This is a genomic window from Nostoc sp. (assembly GCF_036917935.1).
In the GTDB taxonomy this organism is placed as follows: domain Bacteria; phylum Cyanobacteriota; class Cyanobacteriia; order Cyanobacteriales; family Nostocaceae; genus Nostoc.
Window position 1 is genome coordinate 61,893 of the sequence record NZ_JBALEL010000047.1, and the last position, 22,873, is coordinate 84,765.

A 22,873-nucleotide genomic window follows, 5' to 3' on the forward strand; every position below is an offset into this window, starting at 1 on the left:
TTACCTAACGAAATCGCCTTAACTAGAATATAGCTAAGGCGTTTGATCACAAAAATTCTCTTTTTTTCTGGGATGGGCATCTTGCCCATCCCAGTTTTTTCATGCTTAATTGACAAAACTTAAACAATTGAAAGTGTGATTCCAATATGTCCCAAACTTAAAGGATGAAATCAGTCGCGGCAATCGTTGATAATCCATTCAGTTGAATTTCTAAATCTGCGAGTGTATTACCGTCGTTATTAATCTCTGCCTGAACGAATAGGTTGCTGCCACTTGTAAAGTAGCGTACTTCTCCAGCAGTTCCAGTGAAGGCAGCAGTACCGATAAAATTAAAGGCTTGATTGCCAAAAACTGAGAGTTCAGCATCTATTGCCGACAAGTCGATCTTGTCAAACCCTGATGTGAAATCTGTGAGGATATCCCGTGCCACACCTACCTGACTTTCAGAAGTACTGAAGTACTTGTAGATGTCATCGCCACCACCGTCAGTTATTCTATCAGTACCTGCTCCACCGATCAGAATATCGTCGCCATCTCCACCATTAATCGTATCGTTGCCACTACCAGTGTTGATGACGTTATTAGCCACACTGCCAGTAATACTGTCGTTCCCAGCACCAGTATTGACATTCTCAAAATTAATTGCCGTCTCACCCACAAAATTGGTGACTCCGGTTGTCAAGTTGAGTACATAAGCCCCACTGAAAAAAGTGACATCCAGAGTATCGACACCAGCACCACCATTTAAGATATCAAGTCCAAATCCACCGTCGATTGTATCGTTGCCCAATCCACCGTTGATTTCATCGCTGCCATCTCCACCGTCGATCCTATCGTTGCCGTTATTGCCGAACAGAAGATCGTTACCAGCCAAGCCTCTTAGAAAATCATTCCCATTATCACCAAGGATTACATCGTCTAAATTAGTACCTGTTGTGGTGTTATTGTCAGTTAGATTGCCATCAAAAATGTCGGTAAAAACTGCATTAGTCATGTTTTTCTTCCTTCAAAGTACTACATTCGACTACATGGAAGATTGTGTTTTATCTATCACTGAATAAAAGAATGAGTTACATAAATTTACATATAAACTCAAATAGTCGTCTCTGAAAATTAAAAAATAGTAGTCTAAGCTACAAACAGACTTCAAGACTTGTGCGTTGAAAGATAATCTCGCGCAATCTTGAGAATTGCAGATTTATAAAATACTATTGCTGATTTCGATATGGTTTCTGATATAGATACCAAATGCTTTGTTTGACCTGACAAAGCGGCTGTTGCTCGTGCATTGCCCAGATTATGGACAATAGAGACATTGACTGAAAGTTGTTTCTGTCCTGCGGCAAGATTCTCACGGATTTAACATCAGAGTTATTAAGGAGTCAAAGTTAAATGAATCCCCTTGACAAACCATCTTTAGAAATCAACGCTTCGCGCCAGTTTACCGCTTGGCTGTATGAGCAAAACCTCAGTTTGTGCTTCACTACCTATCAAGCAGGGAAATTATTTTTCATCGGCTTGCAACCAAACGGCAAATTGTCTGTATTTGAACGTAGCTTTGAGCGCTGCATGGGGTTGTGTGCCAATGGCAACAGCCTCTACATGAGTTCCCTATATCAACTGTGGCGATTTGAAAACATTATCCAACCCGGAGAAAACCACCAAGGCTATGATGCTCTCTATTTGCCCCAGATGAGTTATGTGACAGGAGATTTGGATATTCACGATATCGCTTTGAGTAAAGCAGAAGAGAAAGATGTAAAATCACAAAAACTATTATTTGTCAATACTTTATTTAGTTGTTTGGGAACAGTCAGCGAAACCCACAGTTTCGTTCCTCTATGGCAGCCAACCTTTATTAGCAAGCTGGCGGCGGAAGATAGATGTCACCTGAATGGGTTGGCAATGCAGCAAGAAAAACCCAAATACGTCACCGCTGTTAGCCAATCGGACGTAGCCGAAGGCTGGCGGGACTATCGGGCAAATGGGGGCTGTGTTATTGACGTAGAAAGCAATGAAATTGTCTTGGGGGGGCTGTCTATGCCCCACTCCCCGCGTTGGCATCAGGAAAAACTCTGGCTGCTCAACTCAGGCACAGGAGAGTTTGGCTTTGCCGACTTAAAGCTGGGAGTGTTTGAACCAGTCGTCTTCTGTCCGGGATATCTGCGCGGTTGTGCATTTTATGGCAACTTTGCAGTAGTGGGAATTTCCCAACCCAGGCATAACAAGACATTCAGCGGCTTGGCTTTAGACGAGAAATTGCATCAGAAAAACGTTCAGCCTCGCTGTGGGTTACTAGTGATTGACCTGAAAAGCGGTGATATCGTCCATTCTCTGCGGATAGAAGGGGTGGTACTGGAATTGTACGACGTGGTAGCACTTTTGGGGGTACGTCGTCCAATGGCGATCGGGTTTCGCAGCGACGAAATTCGGCGGGTGGTAACGGTAGGATGAAAAGCAATTCAAAATTTAAGAAAAATCAACATCAATGATATCTAATTGAGCAATTTTTCACCCATCTAATCTCAACGGCAGCAACGGCTTTGTGATGTGGAATCAGAAAAATTGTGCGTGCAATTTCAGTATTAAAGCGGAAACAACATAAACTCACTTGCTGAAATTCCGCAATTGCCACCAGGACAATTGCAAAAAGGCAGTGTAGTCTTTAACTAGAAAAACACTATCAGGCAATTGCTAGAAAAAATGCCAACTATGGCCACTAAACTTTTATAATATTTGTTGTTCTTATGACTCCAAAACACACCAAAATTCAATTTCCCCTTTGGCAGTATCTGAACCAGCCTTTATTTAGTCACGATGCTAAATTAGTTTTGAATCCCCAACGCTTTGCATTGATCTGGCGTCTTCAACTTCTAGAACGCTGCTGGACTAAAGAATGTGACGCTAAGGGGCCTCAACAGCATTAAATATCTGAAAAGCTGCTGTACTCAACTAAAAGCTAGCAAACTAAGCCTCGTCTACAGAACGTGGCTTTTTGCCGTCAAGTAAAGCACTGACAGTCATATCTCCCATGACATTAATTGCGGTGCGGCAGCGATCCAGAAACCAGTCTACAGTAACTAGCAAAGCAATGTACTGGGTAGGTAAACCTACAGAAGTGAACACCAGTGTCATCGTTACCAGTCCAGCATTGGGAATATTTGCCGCACCTACAGATGCAAAAATCGAGGTAAGGATGACAATTAACTGCTGTGGGAGACTCAGATGTTGCCCAATTAGTTGGGAAATATACAATGCAGACATTGCTTCATAAAGGGCAGTGCCATCATTGTTAAAATTTGCCCCTACTAATGCCCCCAAAGCAGCAGAAGATTCTCTTAAACCGACTTTTGTTTGCAAAACCTCAAAGGTTACGGGCATTGCCGCCGCAGAGGAAGAAGTTGAGAAAGCTGTCAAAAAGGCATCAGAACCGCCAGCTAGGAATTTTAACGGGTGTACCCAAGAACCAAATTTTACTCTGGTGAGGTAGTAGCACGCTTGCAATCCCAGCGCTAACAGCACCGCCAGTATAAAGGCACCCAAAGATTTAAATGGTGCAAAGCCTTGCATCGCAATAGTTTTAGCTACAATCCCAAAAACTGCGAACGGCACTAAGGCAATTACCCAGTTGAGGATACGGACTACCGCTTCAAATAAAATGCCGATCACATCCTCTATCGGCTGATATCCATTCTTGCCTTGGGCGATTTGTTCAGATTTTAATCCCCGCAGGACGATGCCAAAACTTAGAGCAATAACAATTAGTTGGATGACATTATTATCAACCAATGGCTTGAGGACAGCTTCCGGTACTGCATCTTTGAGTATTCCCCAAGGGTCAATACTCTGAGGAGTTACTTCTGTACTTGGTGAGGTGGTTACATTGCCCCAAGTCCCTGGACGCAGCACATTCGCTACGAGAAGTCCCACTAAAATAGCTACGGTAGTGTTGGTTAAAAGTAACACCGCCAACCGCCGTCCAGCGGTACCAGGGATGTTAGTCGTCATCAAAGTATGCAGCACTGCTGCCAGAATCAGGGGTGTAGCCAAGGCACGGAGAGCCTTTAGCACCAATTCAGCCGGAATTGCTAAATTGTTGATTAAGACGGCATTGCTGGGGTTGGGATTCCCTGCACCAAGGGCAATTCCGACGCTGACCGCTACTACTAAGGCGATGAGAATTTGTAACGTGAGAGGGATACGCTGCCACCAAGGGCTAGCTTTGGTTTCAGGCGAAGTAGTTCTCTCTGTTTGACTCATTGGCTAGATACTGGTTAACTGCTGTAACTATTAAAACAACACTAATGATAGTGATAATTCCAGAAAAAGAACAGCTTTAATTTTAGTTAAAAACTGTTAATCTAAGATTCCATTGCTTTGTAAAATCTAGCTCGAAAGGGTATACCAAAAGGTAGGCCCCTAGAGGTGTCTTGGCTTGTGGTTGGAGATGCTTATGTCCTTTGTCCCTTTACATATTCACAGTGATTACAGTCTGCTCGATGGGGCAAGTCAGCTACCAGAGTTGGTAGATCGAGCGATCGCACTGGGGATGAAAGCGATCGCCCTTACCGATCATGGTGTCATGTATGGAGCCGTTGAACTGATCAAAATCTGCCGTAGTCAAAATATTAAGCCGATTATCGGCAATGAAATGTATATTCTAAACGGTGATATCGAGAAACAAGAACGCCGCCCCAAATATCATCAAGTCGTTTTAGCTAAAAATACTAAAGGTTACAAAAATTTAGTTAAATTAACCACAATTTCTCACCTCAAAGGTGTTCAAGGCAAAGGAATTTTTTCTCGTCCTTGTATTAATAAAGATTTACTAAAAGAATATCATGAAGGCTTGATTGTCACCAGCGCTTGCCTGGGTGGAGAAGTTCCTCAAGCAATTCTCAGTAATAGGCCAGACGCAGCCCGGAAAGTTGCTCAGTGGTATAAAGATGTATTTGGTGATGATTATTATCTCGAAATTCAAGACCACGGTTCCCAAGAAGACCGGATTGTGAATGTTGAAATAGTCAAAATTGCTAGAGAGCTAGGGATTAAAATTATTGCTACCAATGATTCACATTTTATTTCTTGTTTTGACGTTGAAGCCCACGACGCTTTGCTCTGTATTCAAACTGGTAAATTAATTGCTGAAGATAAGCGGATGCGTTATAGCGGCACAGAGTATCTCAAATCTGGTGAGGAGATGCAGCAGCTATTTCGTGACCATTTGCCGGATGATGTGATTGTAGAAGCGATCGCCACTACTGAAGAAGTCGCTGATAAAGTCGAGCCTTACTATATTATGGGTGAGCCTCAGATTCCTACACCCCCCATTCCCTCCGGTCATACTGCTGACACTTATGCCGAAGATGTTGCATGGCAAGGACTTTTACATAGGTTAAATCGCAAATCTCGCCAAGAAGTCGATTCCGTTTATAAAGAAAGATTGGAATACGAACTAAAAATGATTCAGCAGATGGGTTTTTCCAAATACTTTTTAGTTGTATGGGACTACATCAAATTTGCTAGAGATAATAACATTCCTGTCGGGCCAGGTCGGGGTTCGGCGGCTGGTTCATTAGTTGCTTATGCAATGCGAATTACTAATATTGACCCTGTACATCATGGGTTACTATTTGAGCGTTTTTTGAACCCAGAACGTAAATCCATGCCTGATATTGATACGGATTTCTGTATTGAACAACGAGATAAAGTTATTGAATATGTCACTGATAAATATGGTGCTGATAGAGTTGCCCAAATTATTACTTTTAACCGCCTAACTTCTAAAGCAGTTTTGAAAGATGTCGCCAGAGTATTAAATATTCCCTATGGGGAAGCTGACAAAATGGCGAAAATGATTCCTGTGGTGCGGGGGAAACCAACGAAACTCAAGGTGATGGTTTCTGATAAAACTCCAGAACCAGAGTTTAAAGAAAAATATGATAAAGAACCCCATGTTCGCCATTGGCTTGATATGGCGATGCGAATTGAAGGAACTAACAAAACTTTTGGTGTTCATGCCGCAGGTGTGGTAATTTCTGCCGATCCACTTGATGAAATTGTGCCGCTACAGAAGAATAATGACGGTTCCGTGATTACCCAATATTTCATGGAAGACCTGGAATCAATGGGTTTGTTGAAAATGGATTTTCTGGGTTTACGGAACCTAACGCTGATTCAAAAGACTGTTGATTTGATTCAAGAAACGAGAGGATATCGGGTTGATCCCGATGAAATTCCCCGCCAGGAAAGAAAAGCCCAGAGGATATTAGCTAAAGGTGAACATAGCAGTCTACCAAAAGATGTCCAAAAAACTTATGAATTATTAGAAGCAGGTGAGTTAGAAGGGATATTTCAATTAGAATCTTCTGGGATGCGTCAGATCGTGCGAGATTTGAAACCTTCTAATATAGAAGATATTTCTTCAATTTTGGCACTTTATCGACCAGGCCCGTTAGATGCGGGACTAATTCCTAAATTTATCAATCGTAAACATGGACGAGAAAAGATTGATTATCAACACCAAATTCTGGAACCAATATTAGACGAAACCTATGGAATTATGGTCTATCAAGAGCAAATCATGAAAATTGCTCAGGATATGGCGGGATATTCTTTAGGACAAGCTGACTTGCTGCGCCGGGCGATGGGTAAAAAGAAAGTTTCGGAGATGCAAAAGCAGCGAGAAAAGTTCGTGGATGGCGCAGCGAAAAATGGCGTTCATAAAAAAGTTGCGGATGAATTATTTGAGCAGATGTTGAAGTTTGCTGAATATTGTTTAAGCTATGACACGGAAATTCTGACAGTAGAATATGGATTAATACCGATTGGAGAAATTGTCGAAAAACGCATTGAATGCAGTGTGTACAGTGTTGATAATCATGGAAATATTTACACGCAACCTGTAGCACAGTGGCACGATCGCGGACAACAAGAGGTATTTGAATATTGTTTGGAAGATGATTCAATAGTTCGGGCAACAAAAGACCATAAATTTATGACTGTTGATGGTCAAATGTTACCAATTGATGAAATATTTGAACGCGAATTAGATTTAATGCGGGTTGATGGTTTGCCGAATTGATGTTGCCGCATCTTGAAGGTGTAGAATTTATAACTTGATAGTGAGGTTAGATCGCTATGTATAGATCAACTGCTTTTCAAGAAGATAATGTTGATAAATTGATCGCCTTTATGAAAGCGAATAGTTTTGCTACGTTGGTATCCATCATAGATGGTGTACCTTATGCTTCACACGTTCCTCTTGTTATTGCAATGCAAGGTGATACTGTTAAATTAATTGGTCATTTGGCAAAGCAAAATCCTCAATCACAAGCCCTTGACACTGAATTACTTGCTATCTTCACAGGGGCACACGCTTACATTTCTCCTACTTTGTATGAAAAGCATGAGAGCGTACCGACATGGAACTATATTGCTGTTCATGCCTATGGTATTCCCAAAGTCATCATGCTCAATGACTTCCCAGAATCAATGAACCAAATGATAAACGAGATGATAGACACCTACGAAGCTGACTACAAATCGCATTGGCAAGGTTTATCTGACGGATTTCGTGAAGGTTTGATGAATGCTATTGTGGGATTTGAAATAACTGTTACACGTTTGGAAGGTAAGTACAAACTTAGTCAAAACCGAAGCCAAGTTGAGCAGCACAATGTCTCAAGTACACTGCTACAAAGTTCAGATCCAGCTGCTCGTGCCGTCGGTGTAGAGATGAAACAAAACCTTGAAACCAATGAGGATACAATACGATGAAAACTCGCAGCTTTGCAATCCTTATTTATAAAGAGGACGATATGTATATAGCTGAGTGTCCCGAAGTTGGTACGATTGATCAGGGAGAGACAATCGAACAGGCAATTGCTAGCTTGAGAGAGGCAACGCAGCTTTACTTAGAGGAATTTCCTCTACCTGAAACATCTCCAAGATATATAACCCATGCCCAATGACTAATGACTAATGACTATTTGTGGTTTTCCCCAAAGTATGGTCTCCTGTTTATAAATGGCAATTCCCGGTTTTGCTCCTTTGGGTTTGTAGACGTGTTTTAGCTGAGTGTAAACTACTGGCACTTGCTCACTCTGACGGGCGCGACTGTAGTAGGCAGCAAGATTAGCTACAAATTGCAAATCAGCTTCTTCTGCAACAGCACCGGGTTCTAGACGTAGTAGCAGATGGCTCCCTGGAATTTCTTGAGCGTGGAACCAGATGTCATAATCACCTGCTACACGAAAAGTCAATTGATCATTCTGGCGATTATTACGACCGATTAATACTTCAAAGCCGCCAGGGGTAAGGTAACGATGAAAGTTGGTGCTGGGGGCTTCGTTTGCGCTACGGCTGCGGTATTCTGGATCTTCCAGATACTTTTGCCCAATCAACTCTTCGCGGATTTCTTCTAAAGCTCGCAAATCTTCTGCTGTTTGGTAGGTGTCTATCTGGACGATCGCAGCTTCTACTTGTTCTAAATACTCAATTTCTGTCTGCACTTCTAATAGTAGCGGTTCCACAGCAGCACGAGCGCGTTTCAGCTTTTGGTGCTGTTTGTAAAGACTTTGGGCATTTTGGACAGCATTTTTATCTGGCTGGAGTGCGATCGCAATTGGCAAATTTGTCTCAAAATCAGCAAGGATAATTTCTTTCATCCCCGGTTCCCAGTTTTGCAGGTGAGCCATCAATAAATCAGCTTTTTGCCGATACTCATCGGCTTGATCTGATTGCTGCAAGCGCGTCTTAAAGGTTTGAGCTTTATTCCGTAATTTCGCCAGAATATTATTTAATTTCTGACTCAACTGATGGCGCAATTGAGAAAATAACTGTTGATCAATTTGGTTACTGTAGTAGTGGTTGAGTAACTCTTGGATATTTTTGACCTTTTCAACTACACCCCAACCCATTACCGTGTAGCCATCTTTTGTCCAAGCAGGTTGAAATTTACTGGAATTCAAGCCTTGCAGCCATTCTTGCCAACGCTCAAACAGCCGTCGCCAGTCGTCGGAGTTGAGAGTATCGGTGGATGTTTCTGGTGCGATATTTGCTTCTAGCAGCATTAACTCCAGTAATGCTGCACTCAAGCCACTATAACTTTTGAGCAATTGCCGCTTGATTGCTCCTGGTACTAAACTTACCCGTTCTTGCCAACGTTCTTGAGATTCGCTCAAACTGGGGACAGTTCCAGTCAGTTTCGGTGGTGTTTCATAAGGTTGTCCGGTTTGGATGGGACGAACACTAGATTGTTGCTGACTGACTTGATGAGCTGCGGTGATAATTATATTGCTGGCGTCGGTGAGAATGACGTTGCTATACTTGCCCATGATTTCTGCATAGACATGATATAGGGCGCTTTCTCCGGGACGACGGGCAAATTGCAAATCAATAACACGCTCCCAAGGAGCGATCGCTTCAATCGCCACCAGTGCTAAACCACCCAATTGGTGTATCAATTGTTGGCTAAATGTAAAGGTATCTGGCGATCGCGGTGGCGGATCGCCGATACAAATATGTGCAGCTTGAGGATGCCAAGAAATCTGTAGCCAATCTCGCTGTTCCAGGGTGCGTAATGCCATCGCAATCGTGTAGCGATCGCGCTGGTAAACCTGTTCTAAGCGTGATGGTAGCCAGTTAGCGCGGATTTCGCTACAAGCAGCTGTGAGAGTGGTAAAGTCAACTGGTTGCAAAGCGATTAGTTGTTAACATTCAAATGGTAGCGATCGCTATGTTTTTATTTTCGTTTAATCAAAGCATAGCAGACCTCAACTATCATAGCGGTTACTTGGTTTGGTGATAGCTGCGAATAAAAAAACGCGGAAATCTATCATTAAGATAAGCTTCTGCGCTGAGGTGACAAGTTACTTTTTTATACAGTTTGCTTTTGGTGTCGAGTTTTCCAAGCTTAAGCGATGCCGAAGGCGGGCTTCGCGTACGCTGCCAAAGTTAAACCCAAAATACGATCAAATGATTGAGTAATGGCGACTGAGGACTTAGAAAAGAAAATTATTGCTTATTTCCGAGTTACTCACTCACCATTATCTCTTGGGCAAGAGAATTATTTAGTAACCAAAACTGGCGTTTGTGCAGTTGACTGCACTAATTCGGCTGTTGATTGCACTAATTCTTTTGCTGTTGCTTGCACTAGTTCGACTGTTGACTCCACTAGTTCTTTTGCTGTTGGTGCTACTGGTTGTGGCTGCAACAGTTGGGTGTAAAGTTCACTCAGTTGAGTTGCTACACCATCCCAGCTAAACTTATTTTCGACGCGCTTTCTACCAGCTTTACCCAATTCATCTCGCCATTCTGGATTTAAGAGAATTCGGTCAATGGCAGAGGCAAAGGCATCTACGTCTTGCGGTGGAGCCAATAAACCAGTTTCTTCATTAACCACCGTAAACTGAAGTCCGCCGACATCACTAGCCACAACTGGTGTACCGCTTGCCATCGCTTCGATCGCCACCAGTCCAAAGGGTTCGTAGTGACTGGGAACAACGCAAACATCGGCAGCTGCGTAATAAGTTGGCAAAATATCTTGACTCAGACGACCGGCAAAAGTGGTTAAGTCGCTCATCCCTAATTCGTTGACGATTTGCTCAATGCGATCGCGCTCAATCCCGTCGCTGTTACCTGGAGTACTACCACCACCAATAATTAGCTGGAGATTGTTGGAGTCGCGAAGCCCAGACTCGTTTACTGCCCGCACCAAGGTTTCTATACCTTTGCGTGAGTCAAAACGTCCTACATATAATACAACTTTGGCTTCTTTCTCAATACCCAATTCCGCCCTGGCTGCTTCTCGTGCAATTGAACCAAACCGCTGAATATCTGTACCGCAGGGAATGATGTCGATATTGCCTTTGGTGGAAACTAGCGATCGCATGTGTTGCTGTTCTTGCGGACTTGTCGCTACAATTCGCTCTGCTTTTTCCAACACATCTTTTTCCACTGCTAATCGCACACTTGCAATCAGAGGAATATCTTCTATAGTGTTGTACTTGACTGCTCCTAAGGAGTGATACGTGTGAATCTGTTTACTCTCTTGGATTTTATTTAACTCCATCCCCACCCAACTAGAGAGCCAATAGTTAGTGTGAACTAATTGGTATGTAATCTCATTTTTTACTTGAAATTTGAGGAAATTATCGACAAATTCTGGCAGATATTCAAAAATCTCATCTCGCGGCACAAACTCAAGAGGGCCAGCTTTTAAACGAATAGTTCGACAACTGCCCCTATGTTCAACAATCGAGTCTTGCTCCAGACTCACTTTGCGCGTAAACATATCAACTTGCCATCCTAGCTGCGCTAGTGCTTCACCCACATTACGCACATAAACATTTTGTCCCCCAGCTTCTTCTTTCCCTATTTCAATCGCTGGATCTCCGTGGACGGAAATTAAGGCGATACGTTTTTCGGTGGTAGAGTTCATAGTTTGTGTGTTGCTAATTCTAACAAAGTTTTAGGCTGTTCCAAGCTCGTGTATAGCACACTTGCCTGAATTCTTTAGAAACTTTGATTAATGTTGATTTTAATTTATTATGTCTAATATTTTTTTACATCCTCTACCAGAAGTATACTTTTAGATTAGATACAAATATTTAATTTCTTTAGATATAGAAAATTATTATACTTATATCTCATACTTTTGATAGATGAAAATTATATTTTTTCATTTGTGGCTAGCTCTAATTTCATAGACATAGCAATCCCGTTTAATTTGCTCTCCACCCAGAGACTCATATCCCCGACTTCTTGAAGAAGTCGGGGATCTTTTGGTTCGTAACTCCTGTACGGATTGCTATAGATGTGTAGACATTAATTCAGGAAAATCACAGTTGATTAATGTATAAATTGAAACTAAAAATCATTTAATTCCGATATTGAAGTTCAAACCAGTTATCACGATCAGATCACCGCGTTGAACTCATGTTGTATTAAGTAGTAAGAATAACTGTTAAATATTGATGCAAAATCGGGTATTTTCTTGAATTTGCTTCGGAAAGTTTCAGATTATGTTTTCAACCATTAATAAATTTCAGGAGCAAATCAGGTGTTGACTTCAACCTTACTCGCTGCTGCAACCACACCTCTGCAATGGAGTCCTATCGTTGGACTGATTATGATTATTGCTAATATCGTTGCCATTGCCTTTGGCAAATCTACCATCAAGTATCCCAACGCCGAACCAGGACTACCCTCAGCCAATTTCTTTGGTGGTTTTGGTTTACCAGCCCTTTTAGCAAGTACCGCCTTTGGTCATATCTTAGGAGTGGGCACTATCTTAGGGCTGCATAACCTGGGAAGAATTTAGGTTCTTACCCAAGTTAGCCTTTACGTGATGATTCTTTTGTCTCCAGCTTTGAGCCAGAGAACTAACTCTCTGGCTCTTTTTTTTGTTAAAGGCAATGCCTACGCCTACGCACTCCTAGAAGTAGCTGTAAAAACCAACCAAAAAGGCAAACCTATCTGGGTTGTAGATGATTGCCAAAACCTTGAAACTGAAATTATTGGTATCTAAACAGTATGTTAGATATAACAGATTTATCAAAAATAATTCCTAATAAAGGCGACAATCCACTAAGTCTGTCACCTGTAAACTTGCAGTCACAAGAAGATGCAGAACTTGAGCGAAAACTGCGAGAACTCAAGTTTAAACAAGAACTGAGAAAAGATTGGATTTTATTTATTGTCAGGGATGTAATAATTTTTCCTGCCGCCATCCTTTTTATTTTTGCTGTTAGCGGTTATTCCCTATTTACTCAGATTCATCGGTGACATATCTAGCTACAATTTTTAATCGACCGCAGAGGCGCAGAGTACACAGAGAAAAGAGAGATGATAAGCTGTTGCGCCTTTAATTTACACTAATATTTTTCCAATATGATTGTGGGGTGGGCATCTTGCCCGCCCTGATAATGCAAGTTGTATACGTAACAGCTTAGAGGATGTTTGAAAAGTATTTGGCTGTGATTTTAGGCACTTTGATCCCCCCTAACCCCCCTTAAAAAGGGAGGAACCGGAGTCAAAGTCCCCCAATTTATCGGGGGATTTAGGGGGATCTAAAATATTTTGATACCGACAAGAGGACTTTTCAAACAACCTCTTAGAGTTCAGAAATGTTGTAAATTATTTCTCTTCAGGACTTACGCACTCAAAACCTGAAATCTAGATCCCCCCAAACCCCCCGATAAATTGGGGGGTTGGGGATCTCTTGTGCGTAAATCCTACTCTTGTCTGTTGTGTTTCTTTGCCTCTGCGTTCTCTGTGCCTCTGTGGTTATTTAAAAAAAATCCTAGAACTTATCTAGCTCAGTAAACTTGCGTAACTAATTTTACAGACGACGAAGCCAACTTGCTACAAGTAGACTCATCTTTATATCCACACAAATTTTCCTGGATATCAAAGATTACCGTGATTGGTAAATCTGCAAAAAAGTAAGTACCTAATGGAAATAACCTAAAAATATGGGGCTTTTAATATTTTCTGTTGCTTTAGTTGCCATTGTTGCTGTAATTATCATTAATAGCTACAACGATTTAGTCAAGTATCGCAACCGTTACAAAAATGCTTACTCTCAAATCGATGTTCAATTACAGCGCCGCTATGACTTAATTCCCAACTTGGTAGAAACTGCTAAAGGGTACATGAAACATGAGCGAGAAACCTTAGAAGCAGTTATTGCCGCCCGGAATTCTGCAATTAATGCTAGCAGTCGTGCCGCGCAAAATCCCGGCGATCCCCAAGCGATGCAACAGTTGGGCAATGCTGAAGGGGCGCTCACGGGTGCGTTAAGTCGGTTGATGGTACTTTCGGAATCTTATCCAGAATTGAAAGCCGATCGCGCCATGACTCAAGTGATGGAAGAATTATCTTCTACTGAAAACCGAATTGCTTTTGCACGTCAGGCTTTTAATGACGCAGTGACACTTTACAACACCAAGAGCGAATCTTTCCCCAGCAACCTTGTGGCAAATACTTTTAACTTTACGGTTGCAGAATTGCTCGCCGAAGCTACTCCAGAAATAAGAAATGCTCCCCGCGTGTCTTTTTAGGTATCTATGAATTTCTTTGAACATCAGGATCGGGCACGCCAAAATACGCAACAATTAATCGGGTTATTTTCCCTGTCGATCGCAGTCATGATTATGGCGATTTACATTGCCACTTTATTTCTGTTCCGCATGGCTCCCCGTGTTTGGTGGCATCCAGGATTATTTCTCTACGTGGCTGGGATTACAATAATTGCGATCGCAGTGGGAAGTTTGTACAAAATTGCCTGTCTCCGGGAGGGCGGAAGCGTAATTGCCCAGGAGTTAGGAGGAAGACTCCTGCTACCAGATACGGCAGATGAACAAGGGCGACAACTATTAAATATTGTCGAGGAAATGGCGATCGCTTCTGGTATTTCTGTCCCAGAAGTTTATCTCCTTGAAAGAGAAACCAGCATTAATGCCTTTGCTGCCGGATTTTCGCCCAATGATGCTGTAATTGGAGTTACCCGTGGAACTTTGCAACACTTGAGCCGGGATGAGTTACAAGGAGTCATCGGCCACGAATTCAGTCATATTCTCAATGGAGATATGCGGCTAAATTTGCGTTTAGTGGGACTATTGCACGGGATTTTGTTTATTTATTTAACTGGGGAATTGCTTTGGCGGATTCGTGGTACTTCCCGCGAAGACAAGGGTTTGCCTCTGTGGGCTTTTGGTTTAGCACTGATGGCAATTGGCGGTATCGGATTACTCTGTGGACGCTTGATTAAAGCCGCAGTCTCTCGCCAACGTGAATTTCTCGCCGATGCTTCAGCTGTACAGTTCACTCGCAACCCCAATGGGCTTACCGGAGTCTTCCAAAAACTTCAACAGATGGATTCACGCTTGATTTCGCCGGGTGCAGAAGCTGCCAGTCACATGTTTTTTGGCAATGCCCTCAACCCCTCTTTCTGGGAAAATATGTTTTCTACCCACCCACCGTTAGCAGAACGTATCCGCCGCGTTGGGGGTTTGAGAGTCACTAATTTAGCAGCAATGCCATCTCGCAATCAGATGCGTACTTCTTCCCAGGAATCTCTAACAATGGGCTTTGCTGGTGGTTCTAACGCCACGCCAGAGCAGGTTGTAAACCAAGTTGGAAGCGTCACACCAGAGCATTTTGCCCATGCTCAAGCGGTGTTATCGCAGTTACCAGAATCCCTGCGTTTAGGTGCGCGGGAGCAGCAAAGTGCAATGGCGATCGCTTTTGCGCTAGCGTTAGATACAGAAAATCTCCAAATCCAAGAACGTCAAATTGCTTGGTTACGCGAGGTGCAGCCTGCTGATTTGGTAGACAAAACCCTGGAATTGAGTAGCGAAATTAGTCAGTTAGATCCCAGAATTCGCTTGCCACTTGTGGATTTGGCAGTACCCGTATTACGCCAAAATTCTGCCAAAGAATGCCAAAGTGTCTGCAAATGCGTCCACGGTTTAGTTGTAGCCACCGAAAGTTTATCACTGTGGCATTTTGTGTTGCAGTTAATACTATGGCATCGTCTTCAACCTAGTATAAATCCCGCATCTACTACAACGGTAGAATTCACCTCCATCGAACAGATTTGGCCAGATAGTCTATTAGTATTGTCCGTAATTGCCCGTGTCGGACACTCCCAACCCGATGCGTCTACCGAAGACATCGCCTATGCTTTTCGTTCTGGAGTTTTTCGACTCCCCAAAGCCGGAGAGCAAGAAAAACCAGAAATACCACCAAGTTGTAATTTCACTGAACTCAAGAAAAGTATTGAGCGCCTGCGTCTTGCCACTCCCAAACTCAAACAGGCTATTGTTGATGCTTGCGCCCACACGGTACTATTAGATAACAAAGTTACTCCTTCAGAAGCAGATTTACTTAGAGCGATCGCCATGACGCTAGACTGTCCCATCCCCCCATTTTTAAACCCTCAGCCCCGTGTTTCAAAACAGAAACAATCTTCTCCAAAGCGAAGTTAATGTAACGAGTGAGACACGATTATTTATAACTAAACAAATAAAGTCCGCAAGAACGAACTTTTCCATTAGAGACCATTTATAAAGTAAAAATAAAATTCCTGTAGGGTGTGTTAGAGGATGTTTGAAAAGTCCTTAGTGATGTATCAAATACTCTTAGATCCCCCTAAATCCCCCTTTTTAAGGGGGACTTTGATTCCGTTTCCCCCCTTTTTAAGGGGAGCCAGCGCGGTCTTCTCTACGAGACGCTGCGCGATGGGGTCTCCCCAAGTAGAGCGACTGGCGTGGGCTAGGGGGGATCGATAAGTGCCTGATATCACAGCCGACCACTTTTCAAACAACCTCTTAGGCTAAAGCCATAACACACCCTAACTTTTGATTTACTTTATAAATCAACTCTTATTCTTTATTGTAGTTGCAAATGACTGTTTACCAGAACAATAACCTGTCGCCTTTTGATTATATTTACAGGCAATTGATTTGTTTTTTTATCCTGACTCTTAGAGGATGTTTGAAAAGTATTTTGCTGTGATTTTATGCACTTAGCGATCCCCCCTAACCCCCCTTAAAAAGGGGGGAACCGGAATCAAAGTCCCCCAATTTATCGGGGGATTTAGGGGGATCTAGAACGTTTTGATACCTACAATATAAATAGTTATCTTGGCAAAAGAGTATCATATTGTACAAAAAATCTTGACATTGCCTAGAAGTATTAACTTGCTTAAAAAAGTTTAGACAAAATGCCAGCATTCTATAAATTTGATTGCTATATTAGATTAAATAACTATTCTGGCAAGGGTTGAAAAGCTGTGCGGGATGATTTACAGGACTTGGAAATTAGTCAGGATGATCTGCAAAAGCTGACTAATTTACCTGTCAATGAGGAACTTTTAATCATTACAAATCCTCTCAAGAGATTAGCAAACATATATATACAAAAGCTGAAAAGCTCTGAAGGGGCAACTGTAGTTTTTATTGGATTTTCTACATTTGTTTTTGTCTATATTCTATTTGATATAATTATTAAAATGTTTGTGACGTGGATAACAATTCCATCTTGGATATTATTATTATTTTTAGGTCTTTGGGTTGGGGGTCTGATGCAAAGTATCCTATATTTAACCTGGAAAAGTAGAAGTAAGATTGTTAAACTTAATATGACAAAATCTCTGCAAATCCTGTTAAATGAGGTTAATAGATATAATACTGTTATTAGAGTAATAGATATCAATGACCAAATAGAAGAAGCTGGGAATCCAGAAGTGGTTATAAAGGAAAGGGAGGGTGTGATCGAAGCGCTTAAGCTTACCAAAGCTGATTTAGTTCGTGCTTTGAAGACAGAAAGGATTTTGAGAGAGAATAAGAATTTTATTCTGAGTAATACAGAACTATTTGTCAACAATTTAGCAACTTTAACAGCCATGCAAGTAACCGAACAGGCTACTGAACATGGAAGGTTACTCAATGAAGCATTACAAATTGCATTAGATGTGCAATACGAAATGAAAAGATTACAAACTCAGCGTTAAGATAATTCGTAATTCGTAATGGGGGATTTAGAAAGCAGCCCTGAATTGATTCAGCACTCAGTAATAGTTGGAAAAAGCGTAGATACTCAGGGTAAGTATATTAGACGCTGCTGGGTGGGTTGGCTTCCAGGCTACTAGTCAGATATTCTCAAGGGCTTTTTTCCATAATCCTTCCCACGGTTGCAATCCCCGGTCTAACATAAAGAATATTCGTAAAGCGATCGCTTATCCGCATGGACTGGAAAGAAATTAGAGGGAACTGGGTAATCATCCCCCGAAATCCCATTGGTATCGTTCATTTTTTAGGAGGTGCATTTGTCGCCACTGCACCGCACATTACTTATCGCTGGTTACTCGAACAACTGGCAAGTAAAGGCTATGTTGTAATTGCTACGCCTTTCGTCAATACATTGGATCATACTGCGATCGCAAAATCCGTGCTGTTAAACTTTGACCGCACCCTCGAACGATTACATGATTCTGGGGCATTACGCAAGCTTTACTTCCCCATCTACGGCGTCGGACACAGTATGGGCTGTAAACTTCACTTGCTGATTGGTAGCCTCTTTAAAGTAGAACGTGCAGGCAATATTTTAATATCCTTCAACAACTACGCCGCTAAAGAAGCTATCCCCCTAGTAGAACAATTCACTTCTACTTTTGCGATTGAGTTTACCCCCTCACCGTTGGAAACTAACAAGCTTGTCCAAGAGCGTTACAATATCCGGCGCAATTTATTAATAAAATTTAGTAATGACACCATTGATCAATCGGCAGCTTTAACCAAAATCTTACAAGAACGTTTTGATCAGATGGTGACAGCACAAACCTTACCAGGAAATCATACAACACCTTTAGGTCAAGATATTAAATGGCAAACTGGAACATCTTTTACCCCCTTTGACGCTTTAGGGCAATGGTTCAAGCAAGAAGCATACCGCGACTTGAACCAGTTAAAAAGCAACATCCTTTTGTGGCTAAATCCTCTGGCAGCACCATAATATTTTATGACTGTTCAACAGTCGTAAAATATTATGGGTAAATACAAATGAGTTATAGCACTTCTCATTTGAGTCTAATAGAGACTTAACCCACCAACCCCTTCCCTACCTCTCCCTAACTTAGGGAAAGGTAGGGAAGGGAAGTAAGATTCAAAGCCTCTCTCCTTTTATGAGAGAGGTTTTGATAGAGGTCAAAGTCTATTGTATACAAACGGTCAGCGCTATAATAGCATCTCTGTATTGATATTACTATTCGCTCATAGCATATTTTTATTCTCTATTTTGCCAACAAATTATTAATGAGTGTTTTCAACGACTTTCTATGTTTCAAATATTAGTAATTGATGACGACTATTCAATAAAAATACTCCTGAAAAGGATGTTGGAAAAACAGGGTTATGAGGTAGTTACTGCCAGTAGCGGCGAAGAAGGAATAGAAAAGGCCCTGGCTTACCGTCCAGCATTAATTATTTGCGATTGGATCATGCCGGGGTTGACTGGACTGGAAGTTTGCCACCGCATTAAGACAGACCCCAAATTTTTCACCACATTCTTTATTTTATTGACATCCTTAGATTCCGTTGCCGATTGCGTCAAAGGTCTAGATGCTGGTGCTGATGATTTTATCTCCAAACCTATTGAGCATAATGAATTACAAGCACGGGTAAGAGCGGGATTACGCCTACATCAGTTGAGTAGAGATTTGCAGGCTCAAAAGTTGCTTCTAGAATCAGAAATGTCAGAAGCAGCAGAATATGTGCGATCGCTACTGCCTTTTTCCATGACCGAACCCTTCAATATAAACTTCCGATTCATTCCCTCGCGACAACTCGGCGGTGACTGTTTCGATTACTATTGGCTCGATGATGATTATCTGGCAATTTATTTACTCGATACTGCCGGACATGGACTCAAAGCGACTCTTCCCTCTGTTTCAGTGCTGAATCTACTGCGATCGCGTGCGCTCAAAGGTCTGAATTACTATCAACCTAGTGATGTATTGAAGGCTTTAAATGATACCTTTCAGATGAATTATCAAAATGATAAATACTTTACGATTTGGTACGGAGTTTACAACCGAATCAACCGCCAGTTAATTTATGCTAGTGGAGGTCATCCACCAGCCGTTTTAGTAACCGGCGCATCTCCAAGGAAATCTGAAGTTAAACTCTTGAAAACCCCCGGTATGCCAGTTGGCATGTTTCCAGAGGCAAAATATGTTGATGAGTTTTGCAATATTGAAAAATTCAGTACCCTTTACATTTTTAGTGACGGCGCTTATGAAATCACTAAATCAGACGGCACACTTTGGAGTTTGGATGCTTTTATTCAGCTACTAGTTAGCTTACAAGATCCTATTGATAGCCAACTCGAACGCGTACTCAGTTATTTAATCGCTCTGAACTCCAAAGATGCTTTTGATGATGATTTATCTATTTTGCAAATGAAGTTTGATTAATTACGTTTGAGAGACTAAAACTTGATTAAATGCATCTTGACTAGGGAAGATTTCAAATACTTTATCCATATTAGTCAGTTCAAATAAGATCCTGACTTGCTCATTAATTGAGCAGAGAGCAAGCTTAATATCCGCTGCTCGCAAGGTTTTGAAAGCTAATACTAAAGCTCCCAAACCTGAACTATCCATAAACGTTACATCTTTAAAATCAACTAATACAATTTTCGCACCACTTTCTAGAATCTCAGTGATATTTTGTCGAAAGTCTTGTGAAGTTGTGGCGTTCAAATTACCACTGAGCTTAATAACTTTTACTTGTTCTCTCATAATTATGTCACTCTGATTTGCGTAAATAATGTTCTGATTTCGCCATTATAGAACATTTAAAAATGCTTGTAAAATAAAATCTCAGATTACATATTGAGTAATCATTGATAATTAATCAGGATAGATAAAGATTAATTATCAATTTTATCGTCTGATATTTTGTAATTTTAAAAAAATAATTAGCTTCATGAAGTAGACTTTTCCTACTAGGAACAGACCAATTATAAATAAACACGCTAAGTAAGTTGGCACGATAAAAAACTGGTATATTTAGTTTTGTAAAAATGTTGGAATGACCAATTTCTAAGCTGTTCGTTGATTTTATGTTTCGTCACAGATGTTTGTTTTTTAACGCTGACTTACTTGCATCTCATTGATCTATAGCAATCCGATTTTATTTTTGAAAAAATCAAATCTAAGTATATGTAGGCTGTGTTACGGCTTCCGTAACACAGCCTACGTGTATTTCAAAAATTAAATATGAGTCCTATAGATATATACTTATCTACAAGCTGAAGTTACTGCTTTTCAGATTAATTACCAAAAATTTTTGTTTGCAAAATTGAGATTCTCCAATAAATCTCATGATTATAGCCTTACATTAAACAATTCAAAATTCAACCAGTCGCAGCGATGCCTACGGTTTAGCAGCGGCGTTCTTCTTCCTGAGTACTGATGATAGTAACTAGGATCTACGTTTATTTATGTCCAATTACTTACATAATTGAAATAATTTACCTCTGGACTACCACTCTAGAGCCAAAAATTTAGGTTTCAACAGCGCCAAGCAAGCTCGAACCTACACCAAGGCTTTAAAAGAAGTTTTCTGAAGGCGATCGCCTCTGCTATTTTAGTATTCCCAATATCTGTCATTTATCAACATACAATACAAAAAGTAAAGAGTTATGAATTTGTAACTCCTCACACCCTCAAACAGGACTCACTTTAGCTCTGTAAAGCAGCTTCTCACCTTGAAGGTAGCCAGTGTAGCGTACTTTGACTGTTTCTCCAGGTTGTACAGTTCCTTCCATCAATTGGTGTAGTTGGGGATCATAAGGTAATTCTGCTCCCACGGGTGCGATCGCTTCTACTCCCCACGCCTGTAAAAGCTTTTCCAGGGGTTTTTGCACCAACGGTAATATTTTGACTGCTGCTAGCTGTGAATTCTCCTGCGCTTTCTGTGCTGCTGTTGGCCATTGCAATAATAAAGACTCCAGCAGTTGCAAACTCGACTGCTGGAGTTCTTGTAGCAATATCTCTCGCTGTTGTTGTAATTGAAGCTGCGAGCGATCGTACTCTCTTCTTAAATCTGTAATTTCTTGTAACAATTGCTGAGTAGGCGCTGTTTTCTCTTGTAACAACTCAACTGTTGAAAAAGTTGCGATTAATTCATTCAATGGCATCTGTAGCACTGGCGACAGCTTGAGCAGCACGTCTACCCGCATCTGCTCTAGCTTTCCTTGGCGTAAGCGCAAAAGTTGACGCTCTGAGACACCAGCAGCGCGACTCAGCCCTTTAAAACTAGAAATACCTACCTGTTGCATTAAATCTTGCAACTTTTGGGTGAAATTAATATTGGGCATAGGGCATTAGGCATAGGGCATTGGGAATTGGACATTGGCGATTAAGTTTTTCTCTGTCTCCTATTCCCTATGCCCTGTTCCCTATTCCCTATTCTTCCAGTAAACTTCTCAACATCCAAGCTGTTTTTTCGTGTACTTGCATCCGCTGAGTCAATAAATCGGCGGTAGGTTCGTCGTTAACTTCCTCTAGCACCGGGAAAATAGACCGTGCAGTTCTGACTACGGCTTCTTGTCCTTCTACAAGTTCGCGAATCATCTCCACAGCTTTAGGAACTCCGAGAGTTTCTGGAATCGAACTTAGTTTGGCATATTCGCTGTAGGTTCCTGGTGCGGGATAGCCAAGCGCTCTAATTCTCTCGGCTATTAGATCAACTGCTAAGGCTAATTCTGTATACTGAGTCTCAAACATCAAATGCAATGTTTGAAACATCGGCCCCGTTACATTCCAATGGAAGTTATGAGTTTTCAGATACAGTGTATAAGTGTCAGCCAACAGGTGAGATAAACCGTCGGCAATTTTAGCCCTACTCGCCTCGTCAATGCCGATATTTACATTTTTGACTGTTACTTTCGATGACATAATTTTCTCCTAATTAGGTTATATGTAATTGAGGTTGGGGATTGGGTATTGGGGATTGGCAAGAAAATTAAGCCTTTGATTCCTAGTCCCCAGTCCCCAGTCCCCAGTCCCCACTTCCATTTTCTATGCCAAGTGCATCTTTAAAACGCTGCGGGGTGCTTTACGGACTCTGGCTAACACGGTTTCTTTGCCTAAACGCTGGCAAGCCTCATACCGATGGCAACCAGAAAAGCCATAATATTGTCCATCTACTTCTAGGACATCAATCGGTTCTTGCTGCCCAATCTCCGCAATCGATTCCATTAAGGCTTGCACTTTATTTGGATCGTTTGTACGGGGCAATGGACGTTTTATCTGATTTAATGGAATTTCTTGGACTCTAACCATAAAGAGTTTATCCAA

20 protein-coding genes and 1 pseudogene are annotated in these 22,873 nt (G+C 41.5%); 13 read left to right on the forward strand and 8 right to left on the reverse strand.

The features are described 5' to 3' along the window. Nucleotides 1-157: 157 nt before the first annotated feature. On the reverse strand, nucleotides 158-994 hold the full coding sequence (locus V7K62_RS19790; RefSeq protein WP_334866959.1) for a calcium-binding protein: 837 nt from the start codon (nucleotides 992-994) through the stop codon (nucleotides 158-160). 398 nt (nucleotides 995-1,392) lie between these two features. On the opposite strand from V7K62_RS19790, the gene V7K62_RS19795 reads away from it, so the two are divergent. Together V7K62_RS19795 and V7K62_RS19800 are read left to right on the forward strand one after the other, a co-directional pair. Continuing rightward, nucleotides 1,393-2,454 carry a TIGR03032 family protein gene (locus tag V7K62_RS19795; RefSeq protein WP_334866961.1) on the forward strand — a complete coding sequence of 354 codons (1,062 nt, stop codon included), beginning with the start codon at nucleotides 1,393-1,395 and terminating at the stop codon, nucleotides 2,452-2,454. 293 nt (nucleotides 2,455-2,747) lie between these two features. Next, the gene (locus tag V7K62_RS19800) at nucleotides 2,748-2,927 is read left to right on the forward strand and encodes a hypothetical protein (RefSeq protein WP_334866963.1); all 180 of its coding nucleotides are present in this window, start codon (nucleotides 2,748-2,750) and stop codon (nucleotides 2,925-2,927) included. Nucleotides 2,928-2,967: 40 nt separating this feature from the next. Here the strand turns inward: V7K62_RS19800 and V7K62_RS19805 are convergent, their stop codons facing one another. Continuing rightward, the gene (locus V7K62_RS19805) at nucleotides 2,968-4,260 is read right to left on the reverse strand and encodes a dicarboxylate/amino acid:cation symporter (RefSeq protein WP_334866965.1); all 1,293 of its coding nucleotides are present in this window, start codon (nucleotides 4,258-4,260) and stop codon (nucleotides 2,968-2,970) included. A 193-nt stretch (nucleotides 4,261-4,453) separates the two neighbouring features. On the opposite strand from V7K62_RS19805, the gene V7K62_RS19810 reads away from it, so the two are divergent. The 3 genes from V7K62_RS19810 to V7K62_RS19820 are packed head-to-tail and all read left to right on the forward strand — an operon-like array spanning nucleotide 4,454 to nucleotide 7,973. Continuing rightward, nucleotides 4,454-7,084: a DNA polymerase III subunit alpha gene (locus V7K62_RS19810; protein ID WP_334866967.1), complete on the forward strand. Its 2,631-nt coding sequence runs from the start codon at nucleotides 4,454-4,456 to the stop codon at nucleotides 7,082-7,084. Nucleotides 7,085-7,140: 56 nt separating this feature from the next. Next, entirely contained in the window at nucleotides 7,141-7,779 is a 639-nt protein-coding gene (locus tag V7K62_RS19815) for an FMN-binding negative transcriptional regulator (protein WP_334866970.1), read from the forward strand. Nucleotides 7,780-7,820: 41 nt separating this feature from the next. Then, nucleotides 7,821-7,973, forward strand: coding sequence for a type II toxin-antitoxin system HicB family antitoxin (locus V7K62_RS19820; protein WP_334866972.1), 153 nt, complete (start codon nucleotides 7,821-7,823; stop codon nucleotides 7,971-7,973). Here the strand turns inward: V7K62_RS19820 and V7K62_RS19825 are convergent, their stop codons facing one another. Further along, nucleotides 7,974-9,701, reverse strand: coding sequence for an Rqc2 family fibronectin-binding protein (locus V7K62_RS19825; RefSeq protein WP_334866975.1), 1,728 nt, complete (start codon nucleotides 9,699-9,701; stop codon nucleotides 7,974-7,976). Nucleotides 9,702-10,192: 491 nt separating this feature from the next. Continuing rightward, nucleotides 10,193-11,443: pseudogene (locus V7K62_RS19830) on the reverse strand (glycosyltransferase family 4 protein); the annotation flags it as partial. Nucleotides 11,444-12,064: 621 nt separating this feature from the next. Here V7K62_RS19830 and psaK point away from each other — a divergent pair. From psaK to V7K62_RS19870, 8 genes are all read left to right on the forward strand, one after another. Then, nucleotides 12,065-12,325, forward strand: coding sequence for a photosystem I reaction center subunit PsaK (gene psaK / locus V7K62_RS19835; protein ID WP_334866978.1), 261 nt, complete (start codon nucleotides 12,065-12,067; stop codon nucleotides 12,323-12,325). Between the two features lie 27 nt (nucleotides 12,326-12,352). Beyond that, a complete protein-coding gene (locus V7K62_RS19840; RefSeq protein ID WP_334866981.1) occupies nucleotides 12,353-12,532 on the forward strand; it encodes a DNA-binding protein in 180 nt (59 codons plus the stop codon). A 5-nt stretch (nucleotides 12,533-12,537) separates the two neighbouring features. Continuing rightward, nucleotides 12,538-12,789, forward strand: a complete 252-nt coding sequence (locus V7K62_RS19845) for a hypothetical protein (RefSeq protein ID WP_334866983.1) — start codon at nucleotides 12,538-12,540, stop codon at nucleotides 12,787-12,789. A 689-nt stretch (nucleotides 12,790-13,478) separates the two neighbouring features. After that, a complete protein-coding gene (locus tag V7K62_RS19850; protein WP_334866986.1) occupies nucleotides 13,479-14,066 on the forward strand; it encodes a LemA family protein in 588 nt (195 codons plus the stop codon). 6 nt (nucleotides 14,067-14,072) lie between these two features. Then, nucleotides 14,073-15,995 carry a M48 family metallopeptidase gene (locus tag V7K62_RS19855; RefSeq protein ID WP_334866988.1) on the forward strand — a complete coding sequence of 641 codons (1,923 nt, stop codon included), beginning with the start codon at nucleotides 14,073-14,075 and terminating at the stop codon, nucleotides 15,993-15,995. Between the two features lie 806 nt (nucleotides 15,996-16,801). Further along, nucleotides 16,802-17,521: a hypothetical protein gene (locus tag V7K62_RS19860; RefSeq protein WP_334866990.1), complete on the forward strand. Its 720-nt coding sequence runs from the start codon at nucleotides 16,802-16,804 to the stop codon at nucleotides 17,519-17,521. A 233-nt stretch (nucleotides 17,522-17,754) separates the two neighbouring features. Continuing rightward, nucleotides 17,755-18,522 (forward strand): DUF1350 family protein, encoded by a 768-nt coding sequence (locus tag V7K62_RS19865; protein ID WP_334866992.1) that lies wholly within the window; start codon nucleotides 17,755-17,757, stop codon nucleotides 18,520-18,522. A gap of 322 nt (nucleotides 18,523-18,844) precedes the next feature. Beyond that, the gene (locus V7K62_RS19870; RefSeq protein WP_334866994.1) at nucleotides 18,845-19,981 is read left to right on the forward strand and encodes a PP2C family protein-serine/threonine phosphatase; all 1,137 of its coding nucleotides are present in this window, start codon (nucleotides 18,845-18,847) and stop codon (nucleotides 19,979-19,981) included. Here V7K62_RS19870 and V7K62_RS19875 read toward each other — a convergent pair whose 3' ends face one another. The 4 genes from V7K62_RS19875 to V7K62_RS19890 form a co-directional block, all read right to left on the reverse strand. Next, the gene (locus V7K62_RS19875) at nucleotides 19,982-20,308 is read right to left on the reverse strand and encodes an STAS domain-containing protein (protein WP_334866996.1); all 327 of its coding nucleotides are present in this window, start codon (nucleotides 20,306-20,308) and stop codon (nucleotides 19,982-19,984) included. A gap of 929 nt (nucleotides 20,309-21,237) precedes the next feature. Then, nucleotides 21,238-21,891 carry a nucleotide exchange factor GrpE gene (grpE, locus tag V7K62_RS19880; RefSeq protein ID WP_334866998.1) on the reverse strand — a complete coding sequence of 218 codons (654 nt, stop codon included), beginning with the start codon at nucleotides 21,889-21,891 and terminating at the stop codon, nucleotides 21,238-21,240. 88 nt (nucleotides 21,892-21,979) lie between these two features. After that, the gene (locus tag V7K62_RS19885; protein ID WP_334867000.1) at nucleotides 21,980-22,471 is read right to left on the reverse strand and encodes a Dps family protein; all 492 of its coding nucleotides are present in this window, start codon (nucleotides 22,469-22,471) and stop codon (nucleotides 21,980-21,982) included. A 123-nt stretch (nucleotides 22,472-22,594) separates the two neighbouring features. Further along, nucleotides 22,595-22,858 carry a ParB N-terminal domain-containing protein gene (locus tag V7K62_RS19890; protein ID WP_194043156.1) on the reverse strand — a complete coding sequence of 88 codons (264 nt, stop codon included), beginning with the start codon at nucleotides 22,856-22,858 and terminating at the stop codon, nucleotides 22,595-22,597. Nucleotides 22,859-22,873 lie beyond the last annotated feature (15 nt).

Bases quoted from the DNA above. Each gene is read 5' to 3' on its own strand.
- V7K62_RS19810 (WP_334866967.1), top strand. From the start codon at position 4,454: ATGTCCTTTGTCCCTTTACATATTCACAGTGATTACAGTCTGCTCGAT.
- V7K62_RS19875 (WP_334866996.1), bottom strand. From the start codon at position 20,308: ATGAGAGAACAAGTAAAAGTTATTAAGCTCAGTGGTAATTTGAACGCC.
- V7K62_RS19840 (WP_334866981.1), top strand. From the start codon at position 12,353: ATGATTCTTTTGTCTCCAGCTTTGAGCCAGAGAACTAACTCTCTGGCT.
- V7K62_RS19805 (WP_334866965.1), bottom strand. From the start codon at position 4,260: ATGAGTCAAACAGAGAGAACTACTTCGCCTGAAACCAAAGCTAGCCCT.
- V7K62_RS19845 (WP_334866983.1), top strand. From the start codon at position 12,538: ATGTTAGATATAACAGATTTATCAAAAATAATTCCTAATAAAGGCGAC.
- V7K62_RS19850 (WP_334866986.1), top strand. From the start codon at position 13,479: ATGGGGCTTTTAATATTTTCTGTTGCTTTAGTTGCCATTGTTGCTGTA.
- grpE (WP_334866998.1), bottom strand. From the start codon at position 21,891: ATGCCCAATATTAATTTCACCCAAAAGTTGCAAGATTTAATGCAACAG.
- V7K62_RS19855 (WP_334866988.1), top strand. From the start codon at position 14,073: ATGAATTTCTTTGAACATCAGGATCGGGCACGCCAAAATACGCAACAA.
- V7K62_RS19865 (WP_334866992.1), top strand. From the start codon at position 17,755: ATGGACTGGAAAGAAATTAGAGGGAACTGGGTAATCATCCCCCGAAAT.
- V7K62_RS19870 (WP_334866994.1), top strand. From the start codon at position 18,845: ATGTTTCAAATATTAGTAATTGATGACGACTATTCAATAAAAATACTC.
- V7K62_RS19815 (WP_334866970.1), top strand. From the start codon at position 7,141: ATGTATAGATCAACTGCTTTTCAAGAAGATAATGTTGATAAATTGATC.
- V7K62_RS19800 (WP_334866963.1), top strand. From the start codon at position 2,748: ATGACTCCAAAACACACCAAAATTCAATTTCCCCTTTGGCAGTATCTG.
- V7K62_RS19795 (WP_334866961.1), top strand. From the start codon at position 1,393: ATGAATCCCCTTGACAAACCATCTTTAGAAATCAACGCTTCGCGCCAG.
- V7K62_RS19820 (WP_334866972.1), top strand. From the start codon at position 7,821: ATGTATATAGCTGAGTGTCCCGAAGTTGGTACGATTGATCAGGGAGAG.
- V7K62_RS19890 (WP_194043156.1), bottom strand. From the start codon at position 22,858: ATGGTTAGAGTCCAAGAAATTCCATTAAATCAGATAAAACGTCCATTG.
- V7K62_RS19885 (WP_334867000.1), bottom strand. From the start codon at position 22,471: ATGTCATCGAAAGTAACAGTCAAAAATGTAAATATCGGCATTGACGAG.
- V7K62_RS19790 (WP_334866959.1), bottom strand. From the start codon at position 994: ATGACTAATGCAGTTTTTACCGACATTTTTGATGGCAATCTAACTGAC.